Origin of the sequence: Companilactobacillus paralimentarius, from assembly GCF_963227125.1 — a bacterium.
In the GTDB taxonomy this organism is placed as follows: domain Bacteria; phylum Bacillota; class Bacilli; order Lactobacillales; family Lactobacillaceae; genus Companilactobacillus; species Companilactobacillus paralimentarius.
Window position 1 is genome coordinate 411,676 of sequence record NZ_OY724131.1, and the last position, 24,658, is coordinate 436,333.

Here is a 24,658-nt window from a genome sequence, read left to right on the forward strand (position 1 = left end):
ATTCGCGGGTTTTTGTGTGTCTAGTTATTAACGTCTGATATCAACATCATCAGCTTTAACAAATTCATCAGTAGCGACACGATAGTACTTTACACCATTAATGTAAGTAGTAGCGTCGGCTAACCAATTAGAACTAGCACCAAGAGTGCGTTCCTTAACTAGTTGACCCTTGTCGTTGTAAATGTTTTTAGCTGAATCAGCATGAGTTGTAACAACCAACTTGGCTGGTGTGTAAACATAAACATCATCGGCTTTAACAAACTTGTTAGTAGCAACACGGTAATATTTATCACCATTGATATAAGCAATACTGTCAGCTTTCCAATTAGAGTTGGCATTGAGGTCGTAGTTTTCGACTAATTGACCTTTAGCATCATAAACTTTTTTACTTGAATCAGAATGAGCTGCCACGGTCATCTTAACTGGTGAATATACATAAACATCAGTGGCCTTAACAAATTCGTTAGTAGCGACACGATAATACTTTTCACCTTTAATGAAGTAAGTCTTTCGATCGGTGACCCAGCTTGAACTTGGAGCTAATGTCTTATTAGCAATCAAATCTTCTTCGGCTCTGTAAAGTGGTTTAGCAGAGTCATTGTAAGTTCTGATGTACAAATTCAAAGCTTCATATGGGTAAGCTTGAATAGTTTTGACGAATTCATTAGTAGCGACACGGTAATAAGTTGTTCCACCAATTGTAATAACGGCATCGCTCTTCCAATTAGTGTGGTGAGGAAGAATGCGATTCTTGATTGCTGCCATTGTATTGTTAGAATCGAGACCATAAACTTGAACATCAGGTTTGTCAGCATAAGTAGTAATTGTCTGATTTTTCATTTCAAGAGTAGCTTCGTTGCCAGTAACGTTTGAATTATTGTTATTTGAAGGAATCTTTGTGTAAATGACCTTATCAGCAGTACTAATGCTGCCATCAGGATTGATAACGGCCTTAACTGTTTTGACGTTTGAATTGTAACCATCAATTGTTGGTACAGCAACTTCTAAGGTATCTCCGACTTTACCGCTTAAACCAGTAACCGTTTGAGTGGTATCTTTAGAATCTTTAGTTGCAGGGATATTTAAGGATTGATTGTTAATTGGGTTACCGGTGTATGTAACTTTTTCATCAGGTGTGACGGTTCCATCAGGGTTCATAGTACCGGTGATAGTAGATTTATCCGGAGTATATCCTTGAACATCGGGAACCTTGATAGTTACACCGTTTTTGTTGTCGACTGTACCGGTTAAATCAGTAATAGTCTTATCACCATCGGGTGTGCTGATAGTGATTCTACCATTGTTAACAGCATTAGGAGTGTAATTGACAGTTTCACTTGGTGTAACAGTTCCATCGGAGTTCATAGTACCAGTGATAGTAGATTTGTCAGGAGTATAACCTTGAACGTCAGGAACTTTAATGGTTACTCCATTTTTATCATCGACAATACCAGTTAAACCAGAAACAGTTTTATCACCTTTAGATGTACTAATAGTAGTTGAGGCATCTTTAATATTGTTTGGTGTGTAGTTAACGGTTTCGTTAGGAGTAACGGTTCCATTAGGATTCATAGTACCAGTGATAGTAGATTTATCCGGAGTGTAGCCTTGAACGTCAGGTACCTTAATAGTTACTCCACCTTTTTTATCAACAGTACCGTTTAAATCTGAAATTGTTTTACTACCTTTAGGTGTATTGATAGTAGTTGAGGCATCTTCAATGTTATTAGGAATGTAATTAACAGTTTCATTAGGAGTAACAGTTCCGTCAGGATTCATAGTACCAGTGATAGTAGATCTATCAGGAGTATATCCTTGAATATCGGGAACTTTAATAGTTACTCCGTCTTTTTTGTCAACGGTACCGGTTAAACCAGAAACAGTTTTATTACCCTTGGATGTGCTGATAGTAGTTGAAGCGTCTTTAATATTGTTAGGAGTGTAGTTAACAGTTTCATTAGGAGTAACGGTTCCATCAGGGTTCATAGTACCGGTGATAGTAGATTTATCAGGAGTATAACCTGGAACATCAGGAACTTTAATGGTTACTCCGTCTTTTTTGTCAACGATACCGGTTAAGCCAGAAACAGTTTTATCACCCTTGGATGTAGTGATGGTAGTTGTGACATCTTTAATATTGTTAGGAATGTAATTAACGGTTTCATTAGGAGTAACAGTTCCGTCAGGATTCATAGTACCAGTGATAGTAGACTTATCCGGAGTATAGCCTTGAACATCAGGAACTTTAATGGTTACTCCGCCTTTTTTGTCAACGATACCGGTTAAGCCAGAAACAGTTTTATCACCCTTGGATGTAGTGATGGTAGTTGTGACATCTTTAATATTGTTAGGAGTGTAGTTAACAGTTTCATTAGGAGTAACAGTTCCGTTAGAATTCATAGTACCAGTGATAGTAGATTTATCCGGAGTATAGCCTTGAACGTCGGGGACCGTGATAGTTACTCCACCTTTTTTATCAACAGTACCAGTTAAACCAGAAATAACTTTACTACCTTTAGGTGTATTGATGGTAGCAGTACCGGTATCTATCTTTTTAGGGGTGTAAGTTACGACATCTGTAGAAGTGATGGAACCACCTGGGTTCATAAGTCCAGTAAGTGTAGATTTGTCTGCTGTATATCCCTCAACGTTAGGAACATTGACAGTTACAGTTTCACCAACTTTACCACTAAGATGATCAACGTGCTGATCACCGAGATTAGATTTAATTGTAGCTGGTGAGTCTGTATATGCAACGCCAACATAGTTGACTGGTTCTTTAACTAAAACTGTTTTACCGTCAGGTTGGATAACACCTTTAACAGATTCGGGGCTAGTATAACCTTCCTTAGTTGGAACTTTGACATCAACAGTGTCGCCGACATTACCAGAAATTCCGTCAACAGAAATATCTGGTAGCTTCGTAGTGCCATTTTGAGTTGCTTTGATTGTTGCGAAAGCATTAGTTACTGGGTTACCTGTATAAGTAATGTCCTGATTTGGATCTAAGGTAATAGTTCCATCAGAATTAATAGTACCAGTAATTTGAGAGGGACTTGTTGTGTAACCATCTACCTTAGGAACATCAATTTTAACTGGCCCAACAGGACCAGTGACACTGACAGTTCGGTTAGGTAAATTAGACTTTATGGTTACAGTATTAGTGTATTGTTTTTGTGAATAAGTTGGATTGTCAAAATCAACATCACCTTTGGAATTAATAGTTCCGGTTATAGTACTAGGAGTGACATCATATCCAGCAACGGTTGGAGTATCAAAAGTAACTTTATCACCGACTCGTGGAGCTTTACCAGCATCATTTTTAATACCGGTGATTTCCTTTGTGGAACCGTCTGGTAATGTTACAGAAGCAGTCCATTTATTAACAGGATCGCCTGTATAAGTAATGTAATAGTTGGTTGTGGCAGTGGTGTCGTTAATGATTGTTCCATTGACTGTAGAAATGTCAGATGTATATCCAGGGATTTGAGGAACGCCAACATTAGTAACCGCACTGTTAAGAGTTCCCTCAACAGAAAGATTTTGATTACCAAGGTTAGAAGGAATTGACATTGTGGCGGTAATCATTTTGACAGTTTCACCTGACTTGGGCTCTAAAGTGAAACTAGGGGTAATTTGTGAATAGAGTCCCAAGTGTTTTGCCATTATTGTTTGCTGTCATTGTTGAAAAGATAACGCTGTCTTTACTGTCATACCAGTGATTTGATTTCATTGATGGAAGATCTGTATAATTTTTAAAACGATCAAATGGAGATAAAGTAATACTCTTTAAATTTGTACCATCGAACATTCCTTCACCTTTAGAAGAGTCTCCAGTTTCATTATCAACAGTACTTAAACTCATGCTCCAACTACTTAAATCTAATGTTTCTAGACTTTTATCATTTTGAAACATACCAGTTAAGTTTTTATGATTATAAAATTGCCAGTATTTAAGACTGATTGTTTTGAGGTTAATGTCGTTTTTGAACATGAATGAAGCATCAGAAGATTTAGCCATGGCTGTATCGGTTTTAGTAGGTAAGTCAATTTCAGTGACAGAGCTGTCATTCAAAAACATTTTGCTAGAGTTTTGAACAACATAGAAATTAAGAGATGAAAGATCTAATTTTTGATTATCGCTAGTATGCGTTTCTCCCACATTTGTTGCATCCACTAAATTAGTATCATTATCAAACATACCAGAAGTGTTGGTTGTATTAGAAGTATCAAGATTATCGATATTTTCAATATTCTTTAAATTAGTAAGGTTAGCAAACATGTGGTTCATATCAGTAGCAGCTGTAACTTTACCATCAAAAATAATGGTGTTGATACTGTCAGCATTAGTTGCCCACGGAGAAGTTGGGGTAGTTGATTCAGTTGTAGTACCAGTAGTTGAACTGCCGGTAGATGTTTTATCAGTTGATTCACTAGTCTTGTTAGTTGTAGTTGCAGTATTGTCAGCTAAAGCAGTTGTGGATGATGCTGTACCAAGATGAAGAACGCCATCAGCAGAAATATACCAAGGGGTAGTTCCTTGGGTACTTTCAGCGATATTTCCATCAGGTAAAGTGGCAGCTTCTGGTGTAATTGAAAGAAGTTCTGCCTTAACACCTAAATTGGTCAATTTGGTTTTTGAAATCGCTAAATTAGTAGCTAAAGTTTTTTCGGCTACAGGAGTGTCTTTAGATTCAGTTGTAGAATTGACATTTTCAGTAGTATCAGCTTTTGAAGTATCTGCCTGTGTACTATTAGTTGAAGACGTACCTGCTTCAGGAGTAGCTGTTTGTGTTTCAACAGTCCCTGATGATTTTGTATCAGTAGTTGAACTTACTGGAGTAGCATTTGCTTTAGGTGTAGCAGTAATCTGATTTGCTCTTGTTTCTTTGGCAGTATTGTCAGTAGTAGTGCTGGCAACTGCAGCAAGTTTATCTGTGGCTGATTGAGTTTCCGTCGAAGGGGCTTTAGCAGTCAAAGTTGTTTGTACTTGGTTATTAGTTGTATCAGCTTTAACCAAAACACTTGGTGCACTTAGTAGGAACAATCCCCCTGCGATTGAAAGGCTACTAAGGACAACCCAATTTTTCTTTGATTTAACGAGGCGCTTTTTCTCGATAGTATTTGGATCATGCTTTAATTGTTGGAATCTCATAATTATTACCCCTTTATTCTATAAAGAATATAAAATATCACGGTATTGATTATAGTTCTCTGCTATTTTTATAATTTTTCAGAAACGATAAATAATTCTTAACAAAAATGAAATATTTAATGTCACTAAAAGTATTAATGAAAAAATTATATTTGTGATAAAAATAAATCATTTATACACAATGGTATATACAGAATTAATATGGATCTAATTTATCGAAAAAATATATAGCTAGGTTATATATTGAAAATTCAATCTTCCTAGTTTTGATACTGCTTTCAGCTTTTATAAAAATCTTGCAAGTAAATTAAAAAAACATTAAAATAAGACGAATTATATAAAATAGTAATTTGAATTATTTAATACAAGATTTCTTGTAAGAAGGGATGTTTATATATGAGAAACCTTTTTAGGCGTTTAACCCTAAAAGAAGATCCGAGTATCTATGAAGATAAAGATTCACATCTAGTGAGAGTTTTAACTGTTAAGGACTTTTTGGCTTTGGGAGTGGGGACAATCGTTTCAACTTCTATCTTTACTTTGCCAGGGGTTGTAGCGGCTCAACACACGGGTCCGTCAGTTGTCTTTTCTTTTATTATTGCGGCCATTGTAGCCGGGTTAGTAGCTTTTGCTTATGCGGAAATGGCGGCAGCAATGCCATTTGCAGGTTCAGCTTATTCATGGATCAATGTTATGTTTGGAGAATTTTTTGGCTGGATTGCTGGCTGGGCTCTGTTGGCAGAATATTTCATTGCTTTGGCATTCGTTGGCTCAGGGCTGTCAGCCAATTTTCGAGGGTTACTAGAACCGATTGGAATACATTTTCCCAATGCGATTGCCAATACTCTTGGCAGTAATGGTGGCGTTTTGGATTTAGTCGCTGTTATTGTAATTGCGGCCGTGGCATGGTTACTTTCTCATGGAGTTAGTGGTGCTGCTCGAGTTGAAAATATTTTAGTAGTTTTAAAAGTTTTAGCAATTTTAGCTTTTATTGTCGTTGGATTAACGGCGATTCATATTGAAAATTATGTGCCATTTATTCCTAAGTACCATTTAAATAGCGATGGAACCGCCTTTGGTGGTTGGCAGGGAATTTATGCCGGTGTTTCGATGATTTTCCTGTCCTATATTGGTTTTGATTCAATTGCGGCTAATTCAGCCGAAGCTAAAGATCCGGGTAAGACGATGCCACGCGGTATTTTAGGTTCATTGTTGATTGCCGTGACTTTGTTTATCGCGGTGGCCTTAGTTTTAGTGGGAATGTTTAAATACTCTTCATACGTTAATAATGCAGAACCTGTTGGTTGGGCTTTACGTCAAGCTGGACATCCATTGGTGGCTAGTGTGATTCAAACCATTGCAGTTGTCGGGATGTTTACAGCGTTGATTGGTATGATGTTGGCAGGTTCACGTTTAATTTATTCCTTTGGCCGTGATGGAATGTTGCCTAAGTGGTTAGGAAAACTTAATCAGAAAAAACTTCCTAACAATGCATTATTGGTTTTATCAATTGTTGCTATTATTTTAGGTGCTGTCTGTCCATTTGCCTTTTTGGCACAATTAATTTCAGCAGGTACCTTGATAGCCTTCATGTTCGTTTCATTAGGAATCTACCCATTGAGAAGAAGAGAGGGCAAAGATATTCAAGATCCAGATTTTAAAATGCCACTTTATCCAATTTTGCCAGCTCTAGGCTTTCTGGGTTCACTGATTGTTTTCTGGGGCCTAGATATTCAAGCAAAACTCTATGCCGGCGGTTGGTTTGCCATCGGTCTAGTTATTTACTTTGCCTATGGAATGAGACATTCAACATTAGGCAAAAAATCTCAAGAAAAACAAAAAGAAGCTGCCAAGTAAATGGCAACTTCTTTTTGTTTCTCGCCCCGAACGATTGTTGATCATCCAATCCATCGAATGGGTTCGAGTAATAATTTTGCATACTTAGTATAACAAGAGATCAAGCAAAAATAAAGTCAAATTCCAATCGAATTTGTTATACAAAATGTATAAAACGAGAAATATCTTACGAAACATATCTTTATCAAGCACTATAATTAAAAAAATCATGCCAATTGCAATAATTATCAAAAATAATAAACATTTAGTGTGTCACTTTTTCAGATTAGAACTATAATGAACTCGTAACTAAGGAGGTTGTTGAATTATGGCAGAAGTAGATCCATCAAAGATGGCTGATGCAGCCATTGCAAAAGAACCAGAAGTATTGAACCTAAAGATGAGCGAGGCTTTCGACTGGAGTGATGATAAGACAGTTGTCCGTGACGCTATTTGGGATTATTTCATGGAAAACAACGATCACGACACAGTTAAGGCTGAAGAAGCTGAAAAACCATTCTTGGATATGAAAGATGCAGATGTCCGTGACTGGATTGAGAAGAACCTCAAGAAATAAAGCTAATCTTTAAATTTAAATAGTACCAACCTTCCTTTAGAGTACGAGAAGCGTTCTCTAAAGGATTTTTTTTTGCAAATTTTAATACAAAATTATCATGATATATAAAAACCCACTTCTGACTTCAGAAGTGGGTTTTGCGTTATTTCAGTATATGTTTATAAGTATCAATATGGTTTTTCCAGTAAGGAGCATTTTGCTGATTCATTAAATCATTGAACCAGACAAATTTTACATAAGGTACGTGTTTAGTTAGCTCTTTCTTGCCATTGTAATAGTCTGGATCACTGACACGAATAAGATTAGCATGATAGTTAGCGTACATCATTGATTGATAAGTATAACCACAAACAATTAGCGTTGCTAACAAAATCAAATTAATTAAATAATTCTTTATTCGCAATTCATCTAGAGCAGATAGAACAAATTTCATTCCGATTAAATACATTAGTACGTAAGATAGGAAGTAACCGCGACTGTTCACCGGTGAAGAAACGAATAACAATTGTCCGGCAATAACACCAGTTAGCAGATAATAGAGCCACATCTTAGGATCATTTTTAAAGAAGACCCAAATACAATAACCGATAAAAATCATTAATGCAATACTGACTAAACTTTCCGGCACGGCAATGCTAGCACGAACCGTTTTGTAACCATACATAGGATTTAATTGAAAGTTCTTTCTAAAGAAATTGTTGATAACAATGTAGTAAATTAGGAAGATAACTGCAAAGACAGAAACAGCTAATTTATTTTCCAATGAAATATTAACTCTGATTGCTAAAATAAAAATAGCTAGGAGGATAGCTATCAAAAGGATGAGGTTAAAAGTAATTAACCAGAAATGAGTAACCTTTGAATAGGTATCCCAGATTGTATTTAAACTATATGAAGTTTTTCGATAAGTACTGGCCTCATGATATCCCTTGTGGGTGAACATGATAATGGCTGAACCAATTGTTCCTATAAAGTAGGTAATATGATAACTCTTAAGTTCTTTTTTCCAATAAGAATATCCCAAAACTAATATTCCTAATGCTAATTGAGTGATATTCCAGACTTCATTGAATAAACCACCAGCTAAGCCTAACAATAACAATAAAATAGAAACGATTGGAATAAATTTTTTTGCGACGCCTTTATCGATAACGATGATATAAAGCAATCCCATGACGACAGGTGGAACATAATTAACGAAACCGGCATTCCAGCCTAAGATATTATTGATAAAAGCATCTTGCATAGTAAAAATGAAGAGAAATGATAATAGAAGTGATGTGATAGTCTTTTTAGATAAATACCAGATACACCATAAAAGTAAAGTCCAAAAGATTCCGTAAGCTAAAATAGCTACTGACAATTTGTGCATGGTGACGATTTCCAGGAGATTACCTAGATAGCGGCCATTGCTACTACCGCCGTAAGTGGCTTGGGGACCATAGAACATGTGGTTCATTAAGTATTTCCCCATTTTCCCCAACCAGAAATAATCATCTCCAGATGGAATCACTAAGAATCGAAAAGCACAGAAGTATATAAATGAGATTCCAAACATTATTATTGTAAAGATTTTTTTGAGTGGACTATTACCACTTATTTTTTTGGACATGAGGTTGATTAGATCCTATCTATAATTATTTAAAATTTATTCACTAGATGTGAAAATATTAGAAAAATCGGATGAATACTTATTGATCGTAAATTGCTTGTACTTGTCTAAACTACGATGCTTCAAAGTGAGAACCATTGTATTGTTGATAATATGATTATTAGTACGAATACAGGGCTTAATTCGATATATTAAAGCGTATTCGTGCAGATTCTTCATTTTATAGACATCAATAGAAACCGTTTGGTAATTATCCCAATCAAAGGGGCCATCTTTTTGATCAATGGCCCTTCGAGCTAGCTTAGTGAACTGTTTCTTTTGGTAATCATTTAAATGATGTGTTTTATCATTTTCTAAAACAATCTGTTTGCCAGAGAAATAGAAGTAGGGAGCTGAATAATAACTGCGGTGAATTTGGGGAATAATAAAGGCCGCCAAAAGTAAAATTAGGCAAAAGAATAGGACGATCTTGTCCAGAAAATTATGTTTTTTAGCTTTAACTATGTTATCTCCCCCCTATACTTAATTCCTAGTACATTAAATGTACAAAATTAAAAATCTATTTTAATTATGCCTAGCCGAAAATCCCGTGACTTTAGTTATGGGATGGATAGGCTCACTCAACGTCCGTTTGGACGCTTTTTTTGGAGTGCATTGTATTTTTGATTGTTGATATAGTTTTCCACTACATCTTTACTCATATTGCCAAGCGTACTCATATAGTAGCTGGGAGACCACAAATGACCACCCCAATATTGTGATTGTCGAATTTCTGGATGTCGTTTGAGAAAGATAAATGCACTACGCCCCTTTAGTGCTTTGATAGCGCTGGTTGGCGCCTTGCTAGGTGGAAAACTGATCAGTACATGAACATGATCTGGCATTACTTCCATCTTTTCGATTACAATTCCGTTGTCTTTTGCAACCATTCGCAATATGTCTTTCATTTCGTCTACCAGCTCCTTAGTTGAAAAAGTCTGGTGGCGATACTTAGTTACCCAGATTAAATGGTAATGGAAATTATAGATATAACGGCGAGTATAAATAGCGTCTTGAATCTTTTCTTTTGTCATTAAGAGCACCTCAATTATTATAGTCATTGGCTGATGATATAATATTATTATACCAATAAAGGAGGTGAAATAAAATGAAATCAATGGCACAATTGGAATACCATTATGGATTGAAGGTTCGCATTTATCCAAGTGATCATCAGAAACAAATAATTAAGGTTAATGGTGATGCTAGTCGTTCTATCTACAACGAAATGGTCGCAATTGACAAAGAGCTTTGGCAATTAAACCGAGTCAAACTACCAATTGATACGGTACAAGATCGCATCCAACAGCTAAAGCTTCGACGAAACGCCAAACAAATGTCGAATCATTTCCAATTTTTGGAAGACAAGCGCATTGACAGTCTTGCAAAAGCTAATGCAATCCAAAACTACTACAAGGCTTGGAAAGCCTTTCGGAAGGTACATGGCACCGGCGTTCCAAAGTTCCATCGTAAAGGTTACGTTTGGCGGTATCAGACTAATTGCCAATATCGAAAACAAAAAACCGCGCTGTTAACCAATGGAACCGTCCGCTTTGAAGATCGTAAACATATTGTGATACCCAAACTAGGACGCTTACGTATCAAAGGTTCTCAGCGGCGACTATTGAATCGTCAAAGTGAAATCCGTATTGGAACAGTAACCATAACTAAAGATGCGGCCGATAGGTTCTTTTTATCGCTGCAATTAGGTTCAGATACGCCTTTTGTTTCTAAACTTAACCGCGCTAATAGGCAAATTGGCATTGACCTAAACACGGAAAACTTTCTAACTACTAGTGATGGTCAAACCATAGCCAACCCACGCTACTATCGAACGATCAAAGGTAAACTAGCCAAGGCACAGCGTATTCTTTCACGTCGACAACGACGGGCTAAGAAAGAACAGCGTTCTTTGCGAGAAAGTAAAAACTATCAGAAGCAACGTTTGTTAGTAGCTAAAATCCATGCACGGGTATTTGACCGACGCCATGATTTTCTTCAACGAACGTCTACAACACTGATCAAGAACCAAGATCTCGTTGTAGCTGAAGAATTGAGAAGTAAAAATCTACTGAAGAATCATGCTTTGGCAATGAGCATTGCTGACGTTGGCTGGCGGTCTTTCCTGAACATGTTGGCTTACAAGGCGGATCTCTATGGGCGTCAATTCATTACGGTCGACCCTAAAAACACTACCCAAACCTGCCATGACTGTGGCTTTGTCATGGGCAGTGGTGGGACTAAAAAGCTAACACTGGCAGATCGTAAATGGATGTGTCCGCAATGCCATACTCATCATATTCGTGATCACAATGCAGCATTGAATATTCTGGAAAAAGGATTCCAGAAACAACAAAAAGCCTAGCCCAAAGGCTAGACTTATTCCTATGGCAACCTGGGAATGTAAAAGGCATTGGTAATTAGATAGTCACTGTCCAAACAACTACGGCTGTTTGGATAAACCATCCGTATCTATGCAAATTGTGGTTCAGATACTCAATATAGGGGTGTCTGCTCACAAGCCATCGACTTTAGTCGATGGTGGTTGACATAACGTTCTTCGATTTGATTTTCTTCTGATAATAGATTTTTTATGCTGAGTCGAGTTTCAACTAGTTTATCATTTAATTTATCACGATAGTATTGTTGTACCAATTGTTTCATAGAATCAATTTGGTAGTCAGTACCATCCCAATTTAATTTACCATCTTTTACGAATTTTTTTGCAACTTCATCAAAAGATTTTTGAGTCCATTTAGTATTTTTGGTGTGAGTTGATCTTTTTTCTAGTTCATGCAAGACATCCATTGCCTGGCCTTCAAAGGATAATACTTGATCAACATAAATTTTTTGGAAATATGGATTAGAGATACGGTCGATTTCTTCTAAGTTGGTTTCATAGTTGACTCCTTTAGAAGTAAATATTTGAAATAATCCTGGGTAAATTTCCTTAAATATGCGGTCCTCGACACTGGATTCGTCATCTCGTAAGACATGATCCTTTAACTTAGTTATATGTCTGACAACAACGTCGTCAGGGTGAAAATCGCCATTAGTTACATCGATTAATTTTTTGAAGGTGACGTTTGACTTGTAGCCATAGTTATTGATGATTGTTAGAACTTTATTTTCTAAGACATCTTTAAGATCACCATAGTAAAGGTAGTCGTTGCTCGTGTTAAGTACTGTTGATAAACGATCCATTGTCGTCTTCTTGGGCAGCCCACGGCCTTTTTCCCATTCATTAATAGTACTCTTGCCACTGACACCAATAATATCGGCTAATCCTTGCATACTTAGATTTTTACTTTTTCTTAATTTCATCAGGCGAACACCAAAATCGGATTTTGAAATATTCATATAATTTAACATCACCAATCTTTTTTAATTTAGATTATTGTTAGTACAACTAATGTACAAAAAGATAATAAAGTGGTATATAATATAATGTACAATTAGTTAATAGTATTATTTTATTAAAGTACAGAGAAAAAAGCATTTCCATAGCCCACATGACTAAGAAATGCTTCTTCCATTATTATTAGTAATGACTAATTAGAAATGTTAGTTGCAAAGTTTGGCTCGCAGGCACATGCGTTAGCAATTCTTTGATGTAGATTAATGCTAATAATTTTGAGCTTTGATTTATATAAAAGGGCTACGAGTTAACGTAGCCCGGTACGCAATTATCATAGGATTGATTTGTCAGATGTACCAACGTTTAGTTATTTGAGGGAGTAACTTACTTAATAAACTACCGCATTTATTAAGAGTATAAGAGTCCATCTGTGACAAATACATGAATTCATGAAGACTGTTTAAATTACTTTTTAATATTTGACTGATTCCACCCTAGAAATATATTAATGATGTAATTTTTAGCAAATGAGGATTATTATGTGCGTTCAATTCGAAATATAATAGTCACGTACTTTTTTATGATAATACTAGTATAGAATATTCGCAATATTTTTATAGTATGTATCAACTTTTAGCCGTATAGCCATATAAACAGTGAGTAGTTAGAATAATTTGAATTAAGAGGTGATGCCTATGGTTAAGCGCTTTAAGTTTATTCGGGATAAACGCAATGAAATGGGGTTAACCATAGAACAATTGGCTGATCGAGCTCATGTATCTCCAGATTTGATATCACGTTTGGAACGAGGTAATAGAGATGACGTGTCTCTTTCTCGATTAGAGAGTATTTTAGACGCTTTGAATCTAAAATTAGGTGATGTCTTTGATCAAACTGAACTAGATGAGCAGAGTAACCAATTTGTACAGGCTTTTTATTTAATGGATAGTGAAAAGAAAAAGCAGTATGCAAAAGTCTTTATGGAGATTATAGACTTGAATAGTTGATTCAAGTCTTTTTTTATATTTTAACCTATTGGCTATGGAGTCCATTGGGAATTATCGCCACCATCAGGAGCAGCCATATTTGAATATTTACCAGTAAGATTTCCATTTACATCGTAAAAGTCACCATTGGGTTTAACCACTGTTACAATTGGGTTATTTAAATTGTTCAAATAGACGTGATAACCATCTGGCTTAGCCTCAACACTAAATGATGCGGGAGAAGCCCCACCATTGGCATGTGCAACTAAACTTCTAGCTTGATCTGCAGTAGTGATAACTGCGGTTACCTGCTGATTTGTAGTTGCTTGTTGATTGTTGTTAGAAGTAGCTGTGCTTTGGCTTTGACCCTGATTAGTGTTTTGAGTTTGTTTTGAACTCTGCTGGTTATTTGAATTTGATGTTGTATTTTGGTTGTTAGTGGAAGAATTTGTTTGTTGATTTTGTTGTGTCTCATCATTGTTGGAAGTAGATGCTTCCTTTTTTGATGAGGCCTTTTTTTTCGAAACTTTTTTCTTAGAAGAACTCTTCCTGGCTTTTTTATGTGATTCTGTTTTGACAGTTGAATCTTTTGAGCCAGCGGAATTTTGACTATTGTTAGAACAACCTCCAAGTGCTAATACGGATGCTACCAATAAAAGACTACTCAATATTTTGAGGGTAGTATGTTTCATGTCGTTATTTCTCCCTATATCCAAATTTTGAAATAAATCTTAATACCGATTTCATTGATCACCACCTTAATCCGTACAATTCATTATTTTATAGCCGACACAGAATATTAGCAACAAAATCTATTTTTAATAGATTTATTGCCACGATGTAAATCTAATAAAAAGCCCCTTAGCTGGAAGCTCTACGAGACTGTCTGGATATATGCAAAGATGAATAGTACTCATATCGTCTTTGTAATAATTCTGTAACATTATTGTAGCATTTATGTAACAATTAGCAATATCAAATCAAAAATTATTAATTCTGTACGCAAAAAAAGGGCCTCCATTCTTTTGGAGGCCCACTATATCAGGGAGGTAATTATATTTAGTTTATTTATATATTATAAGTTAGTATCCAATATTCTTGTTTACCAAGTACTATATTAGATTATAAATGTGAAGAAAATGTGAAATATACAAATATTAATATAATTGTTCCGATTATTGTGTAACAGATGTTGCAAATTCAGGCTCACTACTTACATTATTTCCAGCGTCATTTTGATTTAAATGCATATTTGAACTTTGTGCCCATTCATTAGTTGATACTTGATAGAAGGTATGACCGTATTTATTTTGAACCATTTGGCCAATTTTCCAGTTAGATCCTTCAGGTAATTGACGGTCTGAGAAAGAGTCCATTGAAGTATCATATAAATCAGCGGGACCATTAACAACAGTACCAACTACTGGTTGCTGTTGTTGTGTGGTAGTTGAAGCAGCATTGGTTGTAGCGTTATTTGTAGTGTAACTTTGATTAGGTTCAGTCACTTGAATGTTCAAGTCATTAGCAGCGACCCATTCATTAGTAGCAACTTGCAAATAAACATTTCCATTAACATTTATGGATGCACCAAGTTTCCAATTAGTTCCAGCTGGTAAAGTTACCCCAGTAATAGCTTGGCCTTGACTGTTAACTACAGCAGAAGCCCACTTTGTCGTTCCAACTTTAGTGGCGTTAACATCAATTTGGTTGCTAGTGTCTGAACTAAGATTAGTTACTTGATGGGATGAATTACTGATATCAATGCTATCAGCAGCAATCCACTCGTTAGTAGCAACTTGATAATAAGTAATGCCATTGATTTGAGTTGAAGGACCAAGTTTCCAAGAGCTGAAGTTAGGAAGATAAGTACTTGTAATAGTTTGACCCTGGTTGTTAACCAGAATACCGCTACCACGACGAACAGTACCAATCAATCCGCTTTCTGTTGATGTTTCTGCCGCACTCACGTCTTGAGGCGACAAATTAGACAGAACAGTTGGGGCAATTAATAATGCCAGTGCTGAGCCGAGTAGAACTTTATTCTTTTTCATCTTTTAAACCTCCTCGTCTTATTTTGCGGTTCATAGTAAACCTATAATGCAATCAGATTTTAATCAATACGTTTAAAAAACTGTTAAGAGAAACGTTACGTTTTCTTTAGAATTAGCTCAATATTTCTGTAATATATTTGAAATAAATGAATTTATATATAGAAAAAAAGAGTGATGCCGACTTGATATATCGGTGTCACTCCTTTTTTATAACCATATTTCTTGGAAATCAATGTGCTAGAACTTTTTTATTGAATCTTACCATCAGATTCTCTAACGGTTGAACGTCCATCTTTAGCAGCGTTCTTAATAGCACGAATAATATCATTGTCACTCCAAGCATCAACGTTCTTAACACCAGAGTCAGTTAATTGTTGTCTAGCTTTGGCGATGTCGGAATCAGTAATGGTTTTACCATCGACTTCTTTCTTTTCAACATCGAAGTCGCCACCTTTAGCAGCTGGATTATTGCTTTGGTCGCTTGATGAGTCAGCACTACTATTGTCAGTAGAATTGTTGTTGTCAGTTGTAGTTGTTGTAGAACTATCATTATTAGTATTACTGTCAGTATCGGTACTATCTTTAGTATCAGTAGGTAATGACTTAAGTAGGGTATTGGCTTGTGTGTAAAGATCTGAATAATACTTACCCTTAATACCCTTGAATGTTGTGATTTGTTCTAGTAAAGCTTTAGCTTGATCATTAGCACCTTGTTTGATTAATTCTTTAGCGTTTTTGATATCAGCCTTGAAGTTACTACGATTGAATTGAATCTTCTTTACTTGTTTAGTTAATTTCTTAGCTCTGGAAACCATCTTCTTGTTTCCGTTATCTTGATCCGTAACCTTATTCAAAGCTGATCTGGCAGAATCAAACTTACGTTGGTTCATAAATCTCTTCGCCTTGACCAAGTTTTGAGCTTGGATCTTTGAGTCATGTGCTTTGTCAGTTTTTTTCGCCTTAATTGCTGAATCAAAGTGATCAGCGGCCTTTGAATATTCTTTATCGTCTACGGCATCGTTACCTTTAGTCATTTCTGTCTTGTAAGTATCACTACTATTATTAGACTTAGATGCTGAAGAGTTGCCGTTACTGCAGCCAGCTAGCAATAGTGCTACCCCTGTTGTTGCTAGTAATAAAGCTTTTTTCATTTTTGAAATTCCTCCATATAAGTGCTGGTTGAATTATAACATGTTGAGAAAAATTTCAAAAAAAATTTCCGCTTTGGATACTTTCAACCGTTACTATCTGTGTAAGTTACTTAAACCGGCCGATTAGTTCTTACAAAATATAAAAAAGAGGTAATTAATAATGTGGAAGAAAACAGCAATCGTCGTAACAATGGCAAACGAAAAGTATCCAAAAGGTAAGAGAGCAATTAACTTTAATAATATAGTAGAAAACCCAACTCAAGAACAAATTGATCTCCTCACGCAAGGACTAGTTCTACTATCAGATGGCGATGCACTTTATGGAACAGAAGTAATTAAACACAATACAATGGATGCAGAATAGGGGCGTAAATTATGAAAAGATTACAATTGAAATTTAAAACAGCAGATGGCCACAGTAAGAATTTAGTTTTGAGTTATGTTAAAGCTGATTTAGATCCAGAAACAGTCAAGACAGCGATGGACAAAATTAGTGCCAGTAAGCTATTTGAAAAAGGTGCTATTCAACTTTATCAAGAAATCACTGGTGCCAAATATGTTGAACGTGTTGAAAACAAAGTATTCTAAGCCTTTTCAGATTTTAGTAAAAATTATTAAAATATTTAAGGTATAAACCTTGAGCCTACGTCTTATTTAGAATAGAATAAGAGTAGGCTCTTTTGGGTTAACAAAATTAATCTAGTCATTGTTTAAACGTTAATTACATGACAATTAGAGTTTTTTTCTTGGAAAAAATTCGATTTTGACTGTAAATGTGTATGGAATGTTACAAAATCGTGATATTTAATACAGAAATGTTACAAAAACAGTGACTTTTTAAATTTCAGTTGATTCACAAGCCGGAGTTTCATATAATGGTTGTCAGTGGGATAGCCCACGACAATTAAAAATAATAAATTCTTGTAGTCCAGGGGAGGATTAACATTGAAAAAATCTATTAAATATGCAGGAATCGCTGCTGCTACACTTCTAGCTGTTGCACCAGTTGCTGCTCCTGTTGTTTCAACTGTTTCAGAAACTACTGTAAAAGCTGCTACAAACGCAACTTATACAAATGCTGCAGATGCTAATGTTTGGTTGAATCAATTTGCCGACAAGACATATGCTACAGATGCTACAATTCCATCATTTGGTCTGACTGTTGGTAACAACCAATCACTTTTAGCTGATGCCGTTGCTTCTGATCCATTGATCAAAGATGCTCAAGTAAGTACTGCAAATGAAAACAATACTTTTGCTAAGGCAACTGACACAAAGATTACTTCAGTTCAAGTATATGCTATTGATGCAAATGGTAATGTTGACAGTAGTGCAATGTCACAAAGTGATGTTAACACAAGATTAGCAAACAGATTGGGTGGCGGTGTTCAAGTTCAACTTGGATACTCATACAAGACTTCAGCTGATGCAGCTGCTGCTACTGGTACAAAGACAATCAACTTCAAGTATGCTAAGGCTGCTGCTACAACATCAGTTACAAAAGCTGCTGCTACTTACACAACACCAATCAGTGTTGAAGCTGGCTCAAAGGTAGCTAATACACAACTACAAAGTTCACTTAACGTTTCATTAAAGGATCAAAACGGTAAGGAACTAGTTGGTAATACTGATGAGGTTGCTTCAGTAACACCATCAAACCAATACTTTACAACACTTAAGGCTGCTGAAGGTTCAGCAACTGAAGGTGATGCTGATGTAACTAGTGGTACATTTAAAGCTAACACAACTTATTATCAACGTATCACTCTTAAGGCAACAAAAGGTAGTGCATTAGACACATACCTAGCAGCTCAAGCTAAAACTGCAGACGGTTCATATACTATTAATGGTATTTCATATGCAAATACAAATAATGGTGCCATTGTAGCAGCTACAGACGGTGCCACAGTAACATTTGTTCGTACAATTAATGCTGGTTCAACAGAAGCAGCTGGTTGGACAACAACAGATACTACAGGTGTTGTTACAACAAAGACTGCTCATAACTACTACACACTAAAGAATGATGACAACCAAACAATTGCTAACCGTGCTTTAGGTGCAAACACACCATGGAGAACTGACAAGGTTCGTACAAATGCTAACGGTGAAAAACAATACCGTGTTGCTACTGGTGAATGGATCGATGCTGATGATGTTGTTTACTCAAACGGTAACGACAACAACAGTAACAATGGTTCAGGCTTGACAGATATCAAGACTGTTTCAGGTGTTGCTACTTTGACAAAGGCCAAGGGTTACTTCATGGCATTGTTCAACGATGAAGGAAAGGCTTATGATAACAAATATCTTGGCTCACCTTCAGCATGGAGAGTAGACAGAACTGCTAAGGGTGCCGATGGTAAGACTTACTACCGTGTTGCTACTAGCGAATGGCTACAAGCCGGTGAAGGCGTTTCATTCAAATAATTTTTAATTATTGAATATTAAGAGAACTCGCATATGCGAGTTCTTTTTTTGTACCATTTTTAGAAAACGGTTGCATATATCCCATCACATTAGCTAGAATTGTTATGTTGGAATTTTATCGACAATGGGGGGCACGCAATTTTGGAATCAAAATATGAGGTACTAACGAAACTGAACGATTTGAATTACAGTCGCTCGTTGCCAATCAATACTAGTGATATCTCGCAACAAGTTAATCTTAGTCGATCGGTCACTAGTCACTATTTGAATCAGTTATTGGAAGATGGATTGGTCGTAAAGATTGAGGGGAGACCAGTTCTTTGGGATTTAACTGGATCAAAATCAAATAAGGGAATTTCGCCATTTAATGATTTTATCGGTTCGAATGGTAGTTTGAAAAATGTTGTTTCTCAATGCGAGGCAGCAGTTAACTATCCACCCAATGGTTTGAGCATTATCATTACTGGTAACAGTGGTGTAGGTAAGAGCTTTCTAGCTAAACAGATTTATAACTATGCCGTTTCATCGAAATCAATTGCTAGTAATGCTCCGTTTCTGACTTTGAATTGTGCTGATTACGCCAATAATCCAGAATTGTTATCGAGTATTTTGTTCGGTTACGTTCGAGGTGCGTTCACAGGTGCCAATGAGGACAAGAGTGGTCTGTTGGAACAGGCTGATGGTGGATATCTGTTTCTTGATGAAGTTCATCGTCTATCAAGCGAGAATCAGGAAAAATTATTCAGTTTTATCGATAGCGGCTCGTTCATGCGCATGGGTGAAAACAAGCAGACGAAGACTTCTAGAGTTCGTTTCTTATTCGCCACCACGGAAAAAACAGACGACGTTTTACTGGAAACTTTCCGTCGACGAATTTCAATTGCGGTTCACTTACCGGATTACCACAATCGGCCTCGAAATGAACGTTTGAGTTTAATCTATTCAATTTTTTATCATGAAGCTCAAAAGATGCAAAAACCTTTGAAGATTGATGATGGGGTAATTGAATCTCTGATCAATTTAAAGACTGATGGAAATATCGGTCGTTTGAAGAATATGATCCGAGTTAGTTGTGCTAATGCCTATAAGGACCAGAAGGATAATGCAGAAATTAAGATCCGGTCTGATGCCGTCATGCTCAAGCAAAAAGCATCCGATACTGGAAATTTCGTCGATATAGATCCGACTCATCAATATAATTTTTCCGAAGTTTCGATTAGCGATTCTTATCAAAAGAGGATGGAACAGATTATCTGCAATCTGGGTTCTTCGGATGTAAATGACTTTCAATTTCAAAGTAAGAAAGCCATCCACGATATTGAAAAGTTAGAACAGTCAGTGAAAATCAATGAGTTGGATCAGCCAACTTTCTTGAAGTTTCAAAAACAAATGAAAATAGTGATTGAACGTCGTTTCGGAATTAAAAATATTGCCGATATCAGTTCGATTATTTTTAAGTTGTACCGTTCAAATTTCTTATTATCAGAGGAAACCTTGAACGAGTTGGACAAGAAATTACAGAGTCTGTGTCCACGTTCAGTACATGTGGCAGATTGTTTCTTTAAGAGTCTTCATTATCAATTGACGCCAAAGTACCATTCGTTAGGAATTGTTTTGGCAATTCTGTTGAGTGAACATGTCGATGAATCCTTGAAGTTACGAGGATTGTTGTTGGCACATGGGGAATACACGGCTACTAGTATTCAGGCGGTCGTTAATCAACTCTGTGGAAATTACATTTTTGATGCCATTGATATGCCGATTGATACCGGCTTGGCTGATATTGTTAAGAAGACTAAGACGTTATTCGATTCTTACGATACTTCTAACGGTACGGTGATGATCGTCGACATGGGTTCACTTAATCAACTTTATTCAGAGATTAAGAATCATTTGAATGGTGACTTACTGGTTATCGATAATTTAACTACTGCAACAGCTTTGGACGTAGCTTTGAAAATTCAGAGCAAAGAGAAGTTTAAAGAGATTGCCGCAGCGGCCGAAAGTGAGTATGAAATTCACAGTCAGTATTATTCGGGTTATTCGAATAAGAAGAATATCATTATTTCTTGTATCTCTGGTTTGGGAATTTCTGAAAAAATCAAAGAGACAATGTTGCCTTATTTCCCCAAGGATATTCAGATCAATACCTTGGATTACTATGATTTGAAGAAGAATATCCATCAAAATGATAATCACTATTTTGATACGACTTTGTTTGTATTGACGACAACCAGTTTGCCGGACGATTTCAACATTCCCAATATCAATATTTATGATCTGTTGGATGCCAAAGGTGAACAGAAGTTGACTAAATTGTTGACGCCATATTTAAAAGCTGATGCAATTGACGATTTGAATCAAGAGTTATTGCGTTTCTTCTCGATTGAAGGAGTCAGTGAGCGTTTGAGCTTCTTGAATCCTAAGATCATTATCAAAGAAGTTGAAACAGTAATTTATAAGTATGAGAGTTACTACAATCTTAAATTGGATGGGAAAGTTAAACTTAATCTTTATATGCATATTGCTTTGATGATCGAACGTTTAATGATTCGTAAATCACAAAAAATGCCAGAGATTAAACCAACTGAAGATGAACAAGAGTTTATTTCGATTTCCAAGAGTATCTTCCAACCTTTGGAATTAAAGTACAATGTGGAAGTTAATGACTATGAATTATCACTGATGTATGAAGTGTTCAAGCAACTGTTTTAGTGTTCAAAATAAAAGAGGGCTAGTGTTTAACGTTAAACACTAGCTCTCTTTTTGTCGTCAAAATAGGCTTTTTAAAAGTTGGCATGAAACTTGCTTATATAAAGGTGAAGACAATGCAAGGAGTAAGGGGATATGAATAAAATTTTAATCGCGAGTCATGGTCATTTAGCCAGTGGCGTTCAGAGTTCATTGGAAATATTAACAGGTATGGGAAATAAGGTCACAGTAATCGATGCTTATGTTGATGATCATGACTATGTACCAGATATTAAAAAGTTCATTGACGGGCTAGATGGTCAAACGGGAATTATTTTCACTGATTTATTTGGAGGAAGTGTAAATCAAAAGGTCATGCTTGAAGTTGCTGACCACGAAAATGTTTTTGTGATTACTGGCACAAATTTACCAATTGTTTTGTCAGTCGTTTTGGAAAATGAGGCAATAACCAAAACAAAACTGGAAGAATTGATTGCAGCTAGCCAAGTACAGTTAGTTGAAGAACCAAAAGATGATACAGATTTATCAGATGACAGTTTTTTAGAATAATTGGAGGAAGAAATTATGATTGCACAATTAAGAGTAGATGATCGTTTAATTCACGGACAGGTAGCCCTAGTTTGGACTAAAGAATTGGATACACCAGGAATCGTCGTTGCTAACGACAATGCAGCTAGTAACGAAATGGTTCAAATGACTTTGAAGATGGCTACACCAACAGGTAAAAAGCTTTTGATTAGATCAGTTGATGATGCCATTAAAGTTTTCAACAATCCCAAGGGTAAAGGAATGCGTATGTTTGCTTTAACTAACAACGTAGCCGATGCCTTGAAGATTGCTCAAAATGTTTCTGATATTGATGGTATTAATGTAGCAAACGTTGGTCGTTTCGCTGATAAATCAGAAGGTGAAACCCATCAAGTTGGTAGTACGTTGATGTTGAGTGACAAGGAATTGGCAGCTTTGAAAGAATTAACTAAATTAGATGTTCCGGTCTTTCAACAAGTTGTTCCAAGTAATCCTAAGTCTTCAATTGCTTCAATGCTTAAAAATAAATAAGGCCTGAGGGGGAAATAATTATGTATAGAGAAGCGTTTTTAGCCGCTTTGACCGTTTTCGTTTGTTACGGTGGAAATTGGCTATTCGGTCAAACAATGATTGAACGTCCACTTGTTGTTGGATGTATTGCCGGTATTATTTTTGGAGATATGCGTGCCGGAATTATCATGGGGGCTTCACTGGAAGCTATCTTCATGGGAGCTGTTGATATCGGTGGTGCTTTATCAGCCGAACCAGTTACCGCTACGGTTTTAGCCACAACATTCTCAATTGTATTGAATGTTAATGAAAAAGCTGCCTTGGCATTGGCTGTGCCTATTGGAGTTTTAGCCGCTTTTATTTCTATGTTTATGAAGAACGTCGTAATGAACTTATTCGCACCACTTGTTGATAAATATGCTAAGGATAACAATCCTCGTGCTATGGCAATCATGCATTATTCAATGTGGTTTATTAATTACTTTGTATTCTCACTAATTACATTTTTCAGTGTTCTTGAAGGGGCAAAACCAGTTCAACATATGATCAATAGTATTCCCGATAATCTGATGGCCGGACTTTCAGCTACTGGAGGACTATTACCAGCCGTCGGATTCGCTATTTTGATGAGAATGCTTTGGAGTAAGAAGTTGGCTCCATATTTCTTCTTAGGTTTCATCATGGTAGCTTATCTCAACTTACCATCCGTTGCTGTAGCTGCTTTAGGTATCATCTTAGTTCTAGTAATTAGTTTCAAAGACAAACAATTATTGGATATGGAAAACAAACAAAAGGAATTAGAGAAGAGACCAGTAGCCGCTGCCGGAGCTGGAGTTTCTAACAACGAAACAGCTGAGGAACAAGAAGAGGAGGACTTTTTCTCATGAAATTAAACGAAAATATTTCAAAAGAAGATCGTAAGATGTTAAATGGTATCTTCTGGCGTTCATTCACCGTTTTTGCCAGTCGTGCCGGTGCTACAAAAGCTCATGCTCCCGGTTTTATTTACTCAATTACGCCTGCTTTGAATCGTTACTACAAAGACGATCCTGAGGGCAGACGTGAAGCCATGATGCGTCACACAACTTGGTACAACATCACTCAAAATGTTGGTACCTTCGTTATGGGATTAGTTGCTTCCATGGAAAAGAAGAACGCACAAGAAAAAGACTTCGATGCAGAATCAATTGTTGCCTTGAAAACTTCCTTGATGGGTCCACTATCAGGTATTGGTGATTCAATTTTCTGGGGTGTTATTCGTGTTATCGCCGCGGGCGTTGGTATCAGTTTGGCTACACAAGGTTCAATCTTAGGGCCAATCTTATTCCTATTGATTTACAATATTCCTTCAATTTTAACGAGATATTATTTAACATACATGGGCTTCTCACTAGGTTCATCCTTCATTGAAAAAATTTATGCTAACGGAAGCATGAAGATTTTGAATAAGGCCGCAAGTACATTGGGTCTTCTAATGATTGGTAGTATGACTGCAAGTATGGTTAAGTTTGAAAGTAAGCTATCTGTTCCTATTGCTGGTGGCAAGCCAATCTTGATTCAAACTTATTTAGATCAACTATTCAAGGGTTTGATTCCATTGAGTATCACACTTCTTTGCTACTGGTTATTGAGCAAGAAAGTTAACGTTAACTGGATTCTATTAGGCGTCTTAGTTCTGGCTATTATCCTAGGACTACTTGGTGTTGTTTAGTT

General features: G+C 36.3%; 21 protein-coding genes. 12 read left to right on the forward strand and 9 right to left on the reverse strand.

Annotation, left to right across the window (positions count from 1 at the left end):
* Window positions 1-27: 27 nt before the first annotated feature.
* Window positions 28-3,666, reverse strand: a complete 3,639-nt coding sequence (locus ACI6PB_RS01935; RefSeq protein WP_404327682.1) for a beta strand repeat-containing protein — start codon at window positions 3,664-3,666, stop codon at window positions 28-30.
* Window positions 3,626-5,155: a BspA family leucine-rich repeat surface protein gene (locus tag ACI6PB_RS01940; RefSeq protein WP_404327683.1), complete on the reverse strand. Its 1,530-nt coding sequence runs from the start codon at window positions 5,153-5,155 to the stop codon at window positions 3,626-3,628. The genes ACI6PB_RS01935 and ACI6PB_RS01940 overlap by 41 nt, the downstream gene beginning before the upstream one ends.
* 396 nt (window positions 5,156-5,551) lie before the next feature.
* On the opposite strand from ACI6PB_RS01940, the gene ACI6PB_RS01945 reads away from it, so the two are divergent.
* Both ACI6PB_RS01945 and ACI6PB_RS01950 read left to right on the forward strand, forming a co-directional pair.
* Window positions 5,552-7,012, forward strand: a complete 1,461-nt coding sequence (locus tag ACI6PB_RS01945; RefSeq protein WP_404280872.1) for an APC family permease — start codon at window positions 5,552-5,554, stop codon at window positions 7,010-7,012.
* 307 nt (window positions 7,013-7,319) lie between these two features.
* Entirely contained in the window at window positions 7,320-7,568 is a 249-nt protein-coding gene (locus tag ACI6PB_RS01950; RefSeq protein ID WP_025086369.1) for a hypothetical protein, read from the forward strand.
* Window positions 7,569-7,710: 142 nt separating this feature from the next.
* Here ACI6PB_RS01950 and ACI6PB_RS01955 read toward each other — a convergent pair whose 3' ends face one another.
* The 3 genes from ACI6PB_RS01955 to tnpA all read right to left on the reverse strand — a co-directional run bounded on the left by ACI6PB_RS01955 (window position 7,711) and on the right by tnpA (window position 10,253).
* Window positions 7,711-9,027 (reverse strand): hypothetical protein, encoded by a 1,317-nt coding sequence (locus ACI6PB_RS01955; protein WP_404280875.1) that lies wholly within the window; start codon window positions 9,025-9,027, stop codon window positions 7,711-7,713.
* Between the two features lie 189 nt (window positions 9,028-9,216).
* A complete protein-coding gene (locus tag ACI6PB_RS01960; RefSeq protein ID WP_404280877.1) occupies window positions 9,217-9,618 on the reverse strand; it encodes a hypothetical protein in 402 nt (133 codons plus the stop codon).
* Between the two features lie 182 nt (window positions 9,619-9,800).
* On the reverse strand, window positions 9,801-10,253 hold the full coding sequence (gene tnpA / locus ACI6PB_RS01965; protein ID WP_404280879.1) for an IS200/IS605 family transposase: 453 nt from the start codon (window positions 10,251-10,253) through the stop codon (window positions 9,801-9,803).
* A 74-nt stretch (window positions 10,254-10,327) separates the two neighbouring features.
* On the opposite strand from tnpA, the gene ACI6PB_RS01970 reads away from it, so the two are divergent.
* Entirely contained in the window at window positions 10,328-11,584 is a 1,257-nt protein-coding gene (locus ACI6PB_RS01970; protein WP_404280882.1) for an RNA-guided endonuclease InsQ/TnpB family protein, read from the forward strand.
* 131 nt (window positions 11,585-11,715) lie between these two features.
* Here the strand turns inward: ACI6PB_RS01970 and ACI6PB_RS01975 are convergent, their stop codons facing one another.
* Window positions 11,716-12,591 carry a helix-turn-helix domain-containing protein gene (locus ACI6PB_RS01975; RefSeq protein ID WP_404327685.1) on the reverse strand — a complete coding sequence of 292 codons (876 nt, stop codon included), beginning with the start codon at window positions 12,589-12,591 and terminating at the stop codon, window positions 11,716-11,718.
* A 681-nt stretch (window positions 12,592-13,272) separates the two neighbouring features.
* Between ACI6PB_RS01975 and ACI6PB_RS01980 the strand changes: the two genes are divergently transcribed.
* Window positions 13,273-13,584, forward strand: a complete 312-nt coding sequence (locus tag ACI6PB_RS01980) for a helix-turn-helix domain-containing protein (RefSeq protein ID WP_054643565.1) — start codon at window positions 13,273-13,275, stop codon at window positions 13,582-13,584.
* Window positions 13,585-13,616: 32 nt separating this feature from the next.
* Here the strand turns inward: ACI6PB_RS01980 and ACI6PB_RS01985 are convergent, their stop codons facing one another.
* From ACI6PB_RS01985 to ACI6PB_RS01995, 3 genes are all read right to left on the reverse strand, one after another.
* Entirely contained in the window at window positions 13,617-14,255 is a 639-nt protein-coding gene (locus ACI6PB_RS01985) for a hypothetical protein (protein WP_404327686.1), read from the reverse strand.
* A 483-nt stretch (window positions 14,256-14,738) separates the two neighbouring features.
* Window positions 14,739-15,614 (reverse strand): SLAP domain-containing protein, encoded by an 876-nt coding sequence (locus tag ACI6PB_RS01990; protein WP_025086344.1) that lies wholly within the window; start codon window positions 15,612-15,614, stop codon window positions 14,739-14,741.
* Window positions 15,615-15,862: 248 nt separating this feature from the next.
* A complete protein-coding gene (locus tag ACI6PB_RS01995; RefSeq protein WP_404327687.1) occupies window positions 15,863-16,765 on the reverse strand; it encodes a hypothetical protein in 903 nt (300 codons plus the stop codon).
* A 160-nt stretch (window positions 16,766-16,925) separates the two neighbouring features.
* Here ACI6PB_RS01995 and ACI6PB_RS02000 point away from each other — a divergent pair, with 160 nt between their 5' ends.
* The 8 genes from ACI6PB_RS02000 (at window position 16,926) to ACI6PB_RS02035 (ending at window position 24,656) form a co-directional block, all read left to right on the forward strand.
* Window positions 16,926-17,129, forward strand: a complete 204-nt coding sequence (locus ACI6PB_RS02000; protein WP_056953378.1) for a hypothetical protein — start codon at window positions 16,926-16,928, stop codon at window positions 17,127-17,129.
* A gap of 11 nt (window positions 17,130-17,140) precedes the next feature.
* A complete protein-coding gene (locus ACI6PB_RS02005) occupies window positions 17,141-17,353 on the forward strand; it encodes a DUF2922 domain-containing protein (RefSeq protein WP_025085390.1) in 213 nt (70 codons plus the stop codon).
* 357 nt (window positions 17,354-17,710) lie between these two features.
* Complete coding sequence (locus ACI6PB_RS02010; protein ID WP_404327688.1) at window positions 17,711-19,195, forward strand: hypothetical protein; 1,485 nt, start codon at window positions 17,711-17,713, stop codon at window positions 19,193-19,195.
* A gap of 141 nt (window positions 19,196-19,336) precedes the next feature.
* Window positions 19,337-21,910 (forward strand): sigma 54-interacting transcriptional regulator, encoded by a 2,574-nt coding sequence (locus ACI6PB_RS02015; RefSeq protein WP_404327689.1) that lies wholly within the window; start codon window positions 19,337-19,339, stop codon window positions 21,908-21,910.
* Between the two features lie 132 nt (window positions 21,911-22,042).
* On the forward strand, window positions 22,043-22,456 hold the full coding sequence (locus ACI6PB_RS02020; RefSeq protein WP_056953384.1) for a PTS sugar transporter subunit IIA: 414 nt from the start codon (window positions 22,043-22,045) through the stop codon (window positions 22,454-22,456).
* 15 nt (window positions 22,457-22,471) lie between these two features.
* Window positions 22,472-22,966, forward strand: coding sequence for a PTS sugar transporter subunit IIB (locus tag ACI6PB_RS02025; protein ID WP_056953386.1), 495 nt, complete (start codon window positions 22,472-22,474; stop codon window positions 22,964-22,966).
* A 20-nt stretch (window positions 22,967-22,986) separates the two neighbouring features.
* On the forward strand, window positions 22,987-23,832 hold the full coding sequence (locus ACI6PB_RS02030) for a PTS mannose/fructose/sorbose/N-acetylgalactosamine transporter subunit IIC (RefSeq protein WP_404327690.1): 846 nt from the start codon (window positions 22,987-22,989) through the stop codon (window positions 23,830-23,832).
* Entirely contained in the window at window positions 23,829-24,656 is an 828-nt protein-coding gene (locus tag ACI6PB_RS02035; RefSeq protein WP_309510479.1) for a PTS system mannose/fructose/sorbose family transporter subunit IID, read from the forward strand. Before ACI6PB_RS02030 ends, ACI6PB_RS02035 begins: the two co-directional genes overlap by 4 nt.
* The last annotated feature ends 2 nt before the right edge of the window (window positions 24,657-24,658 follow it).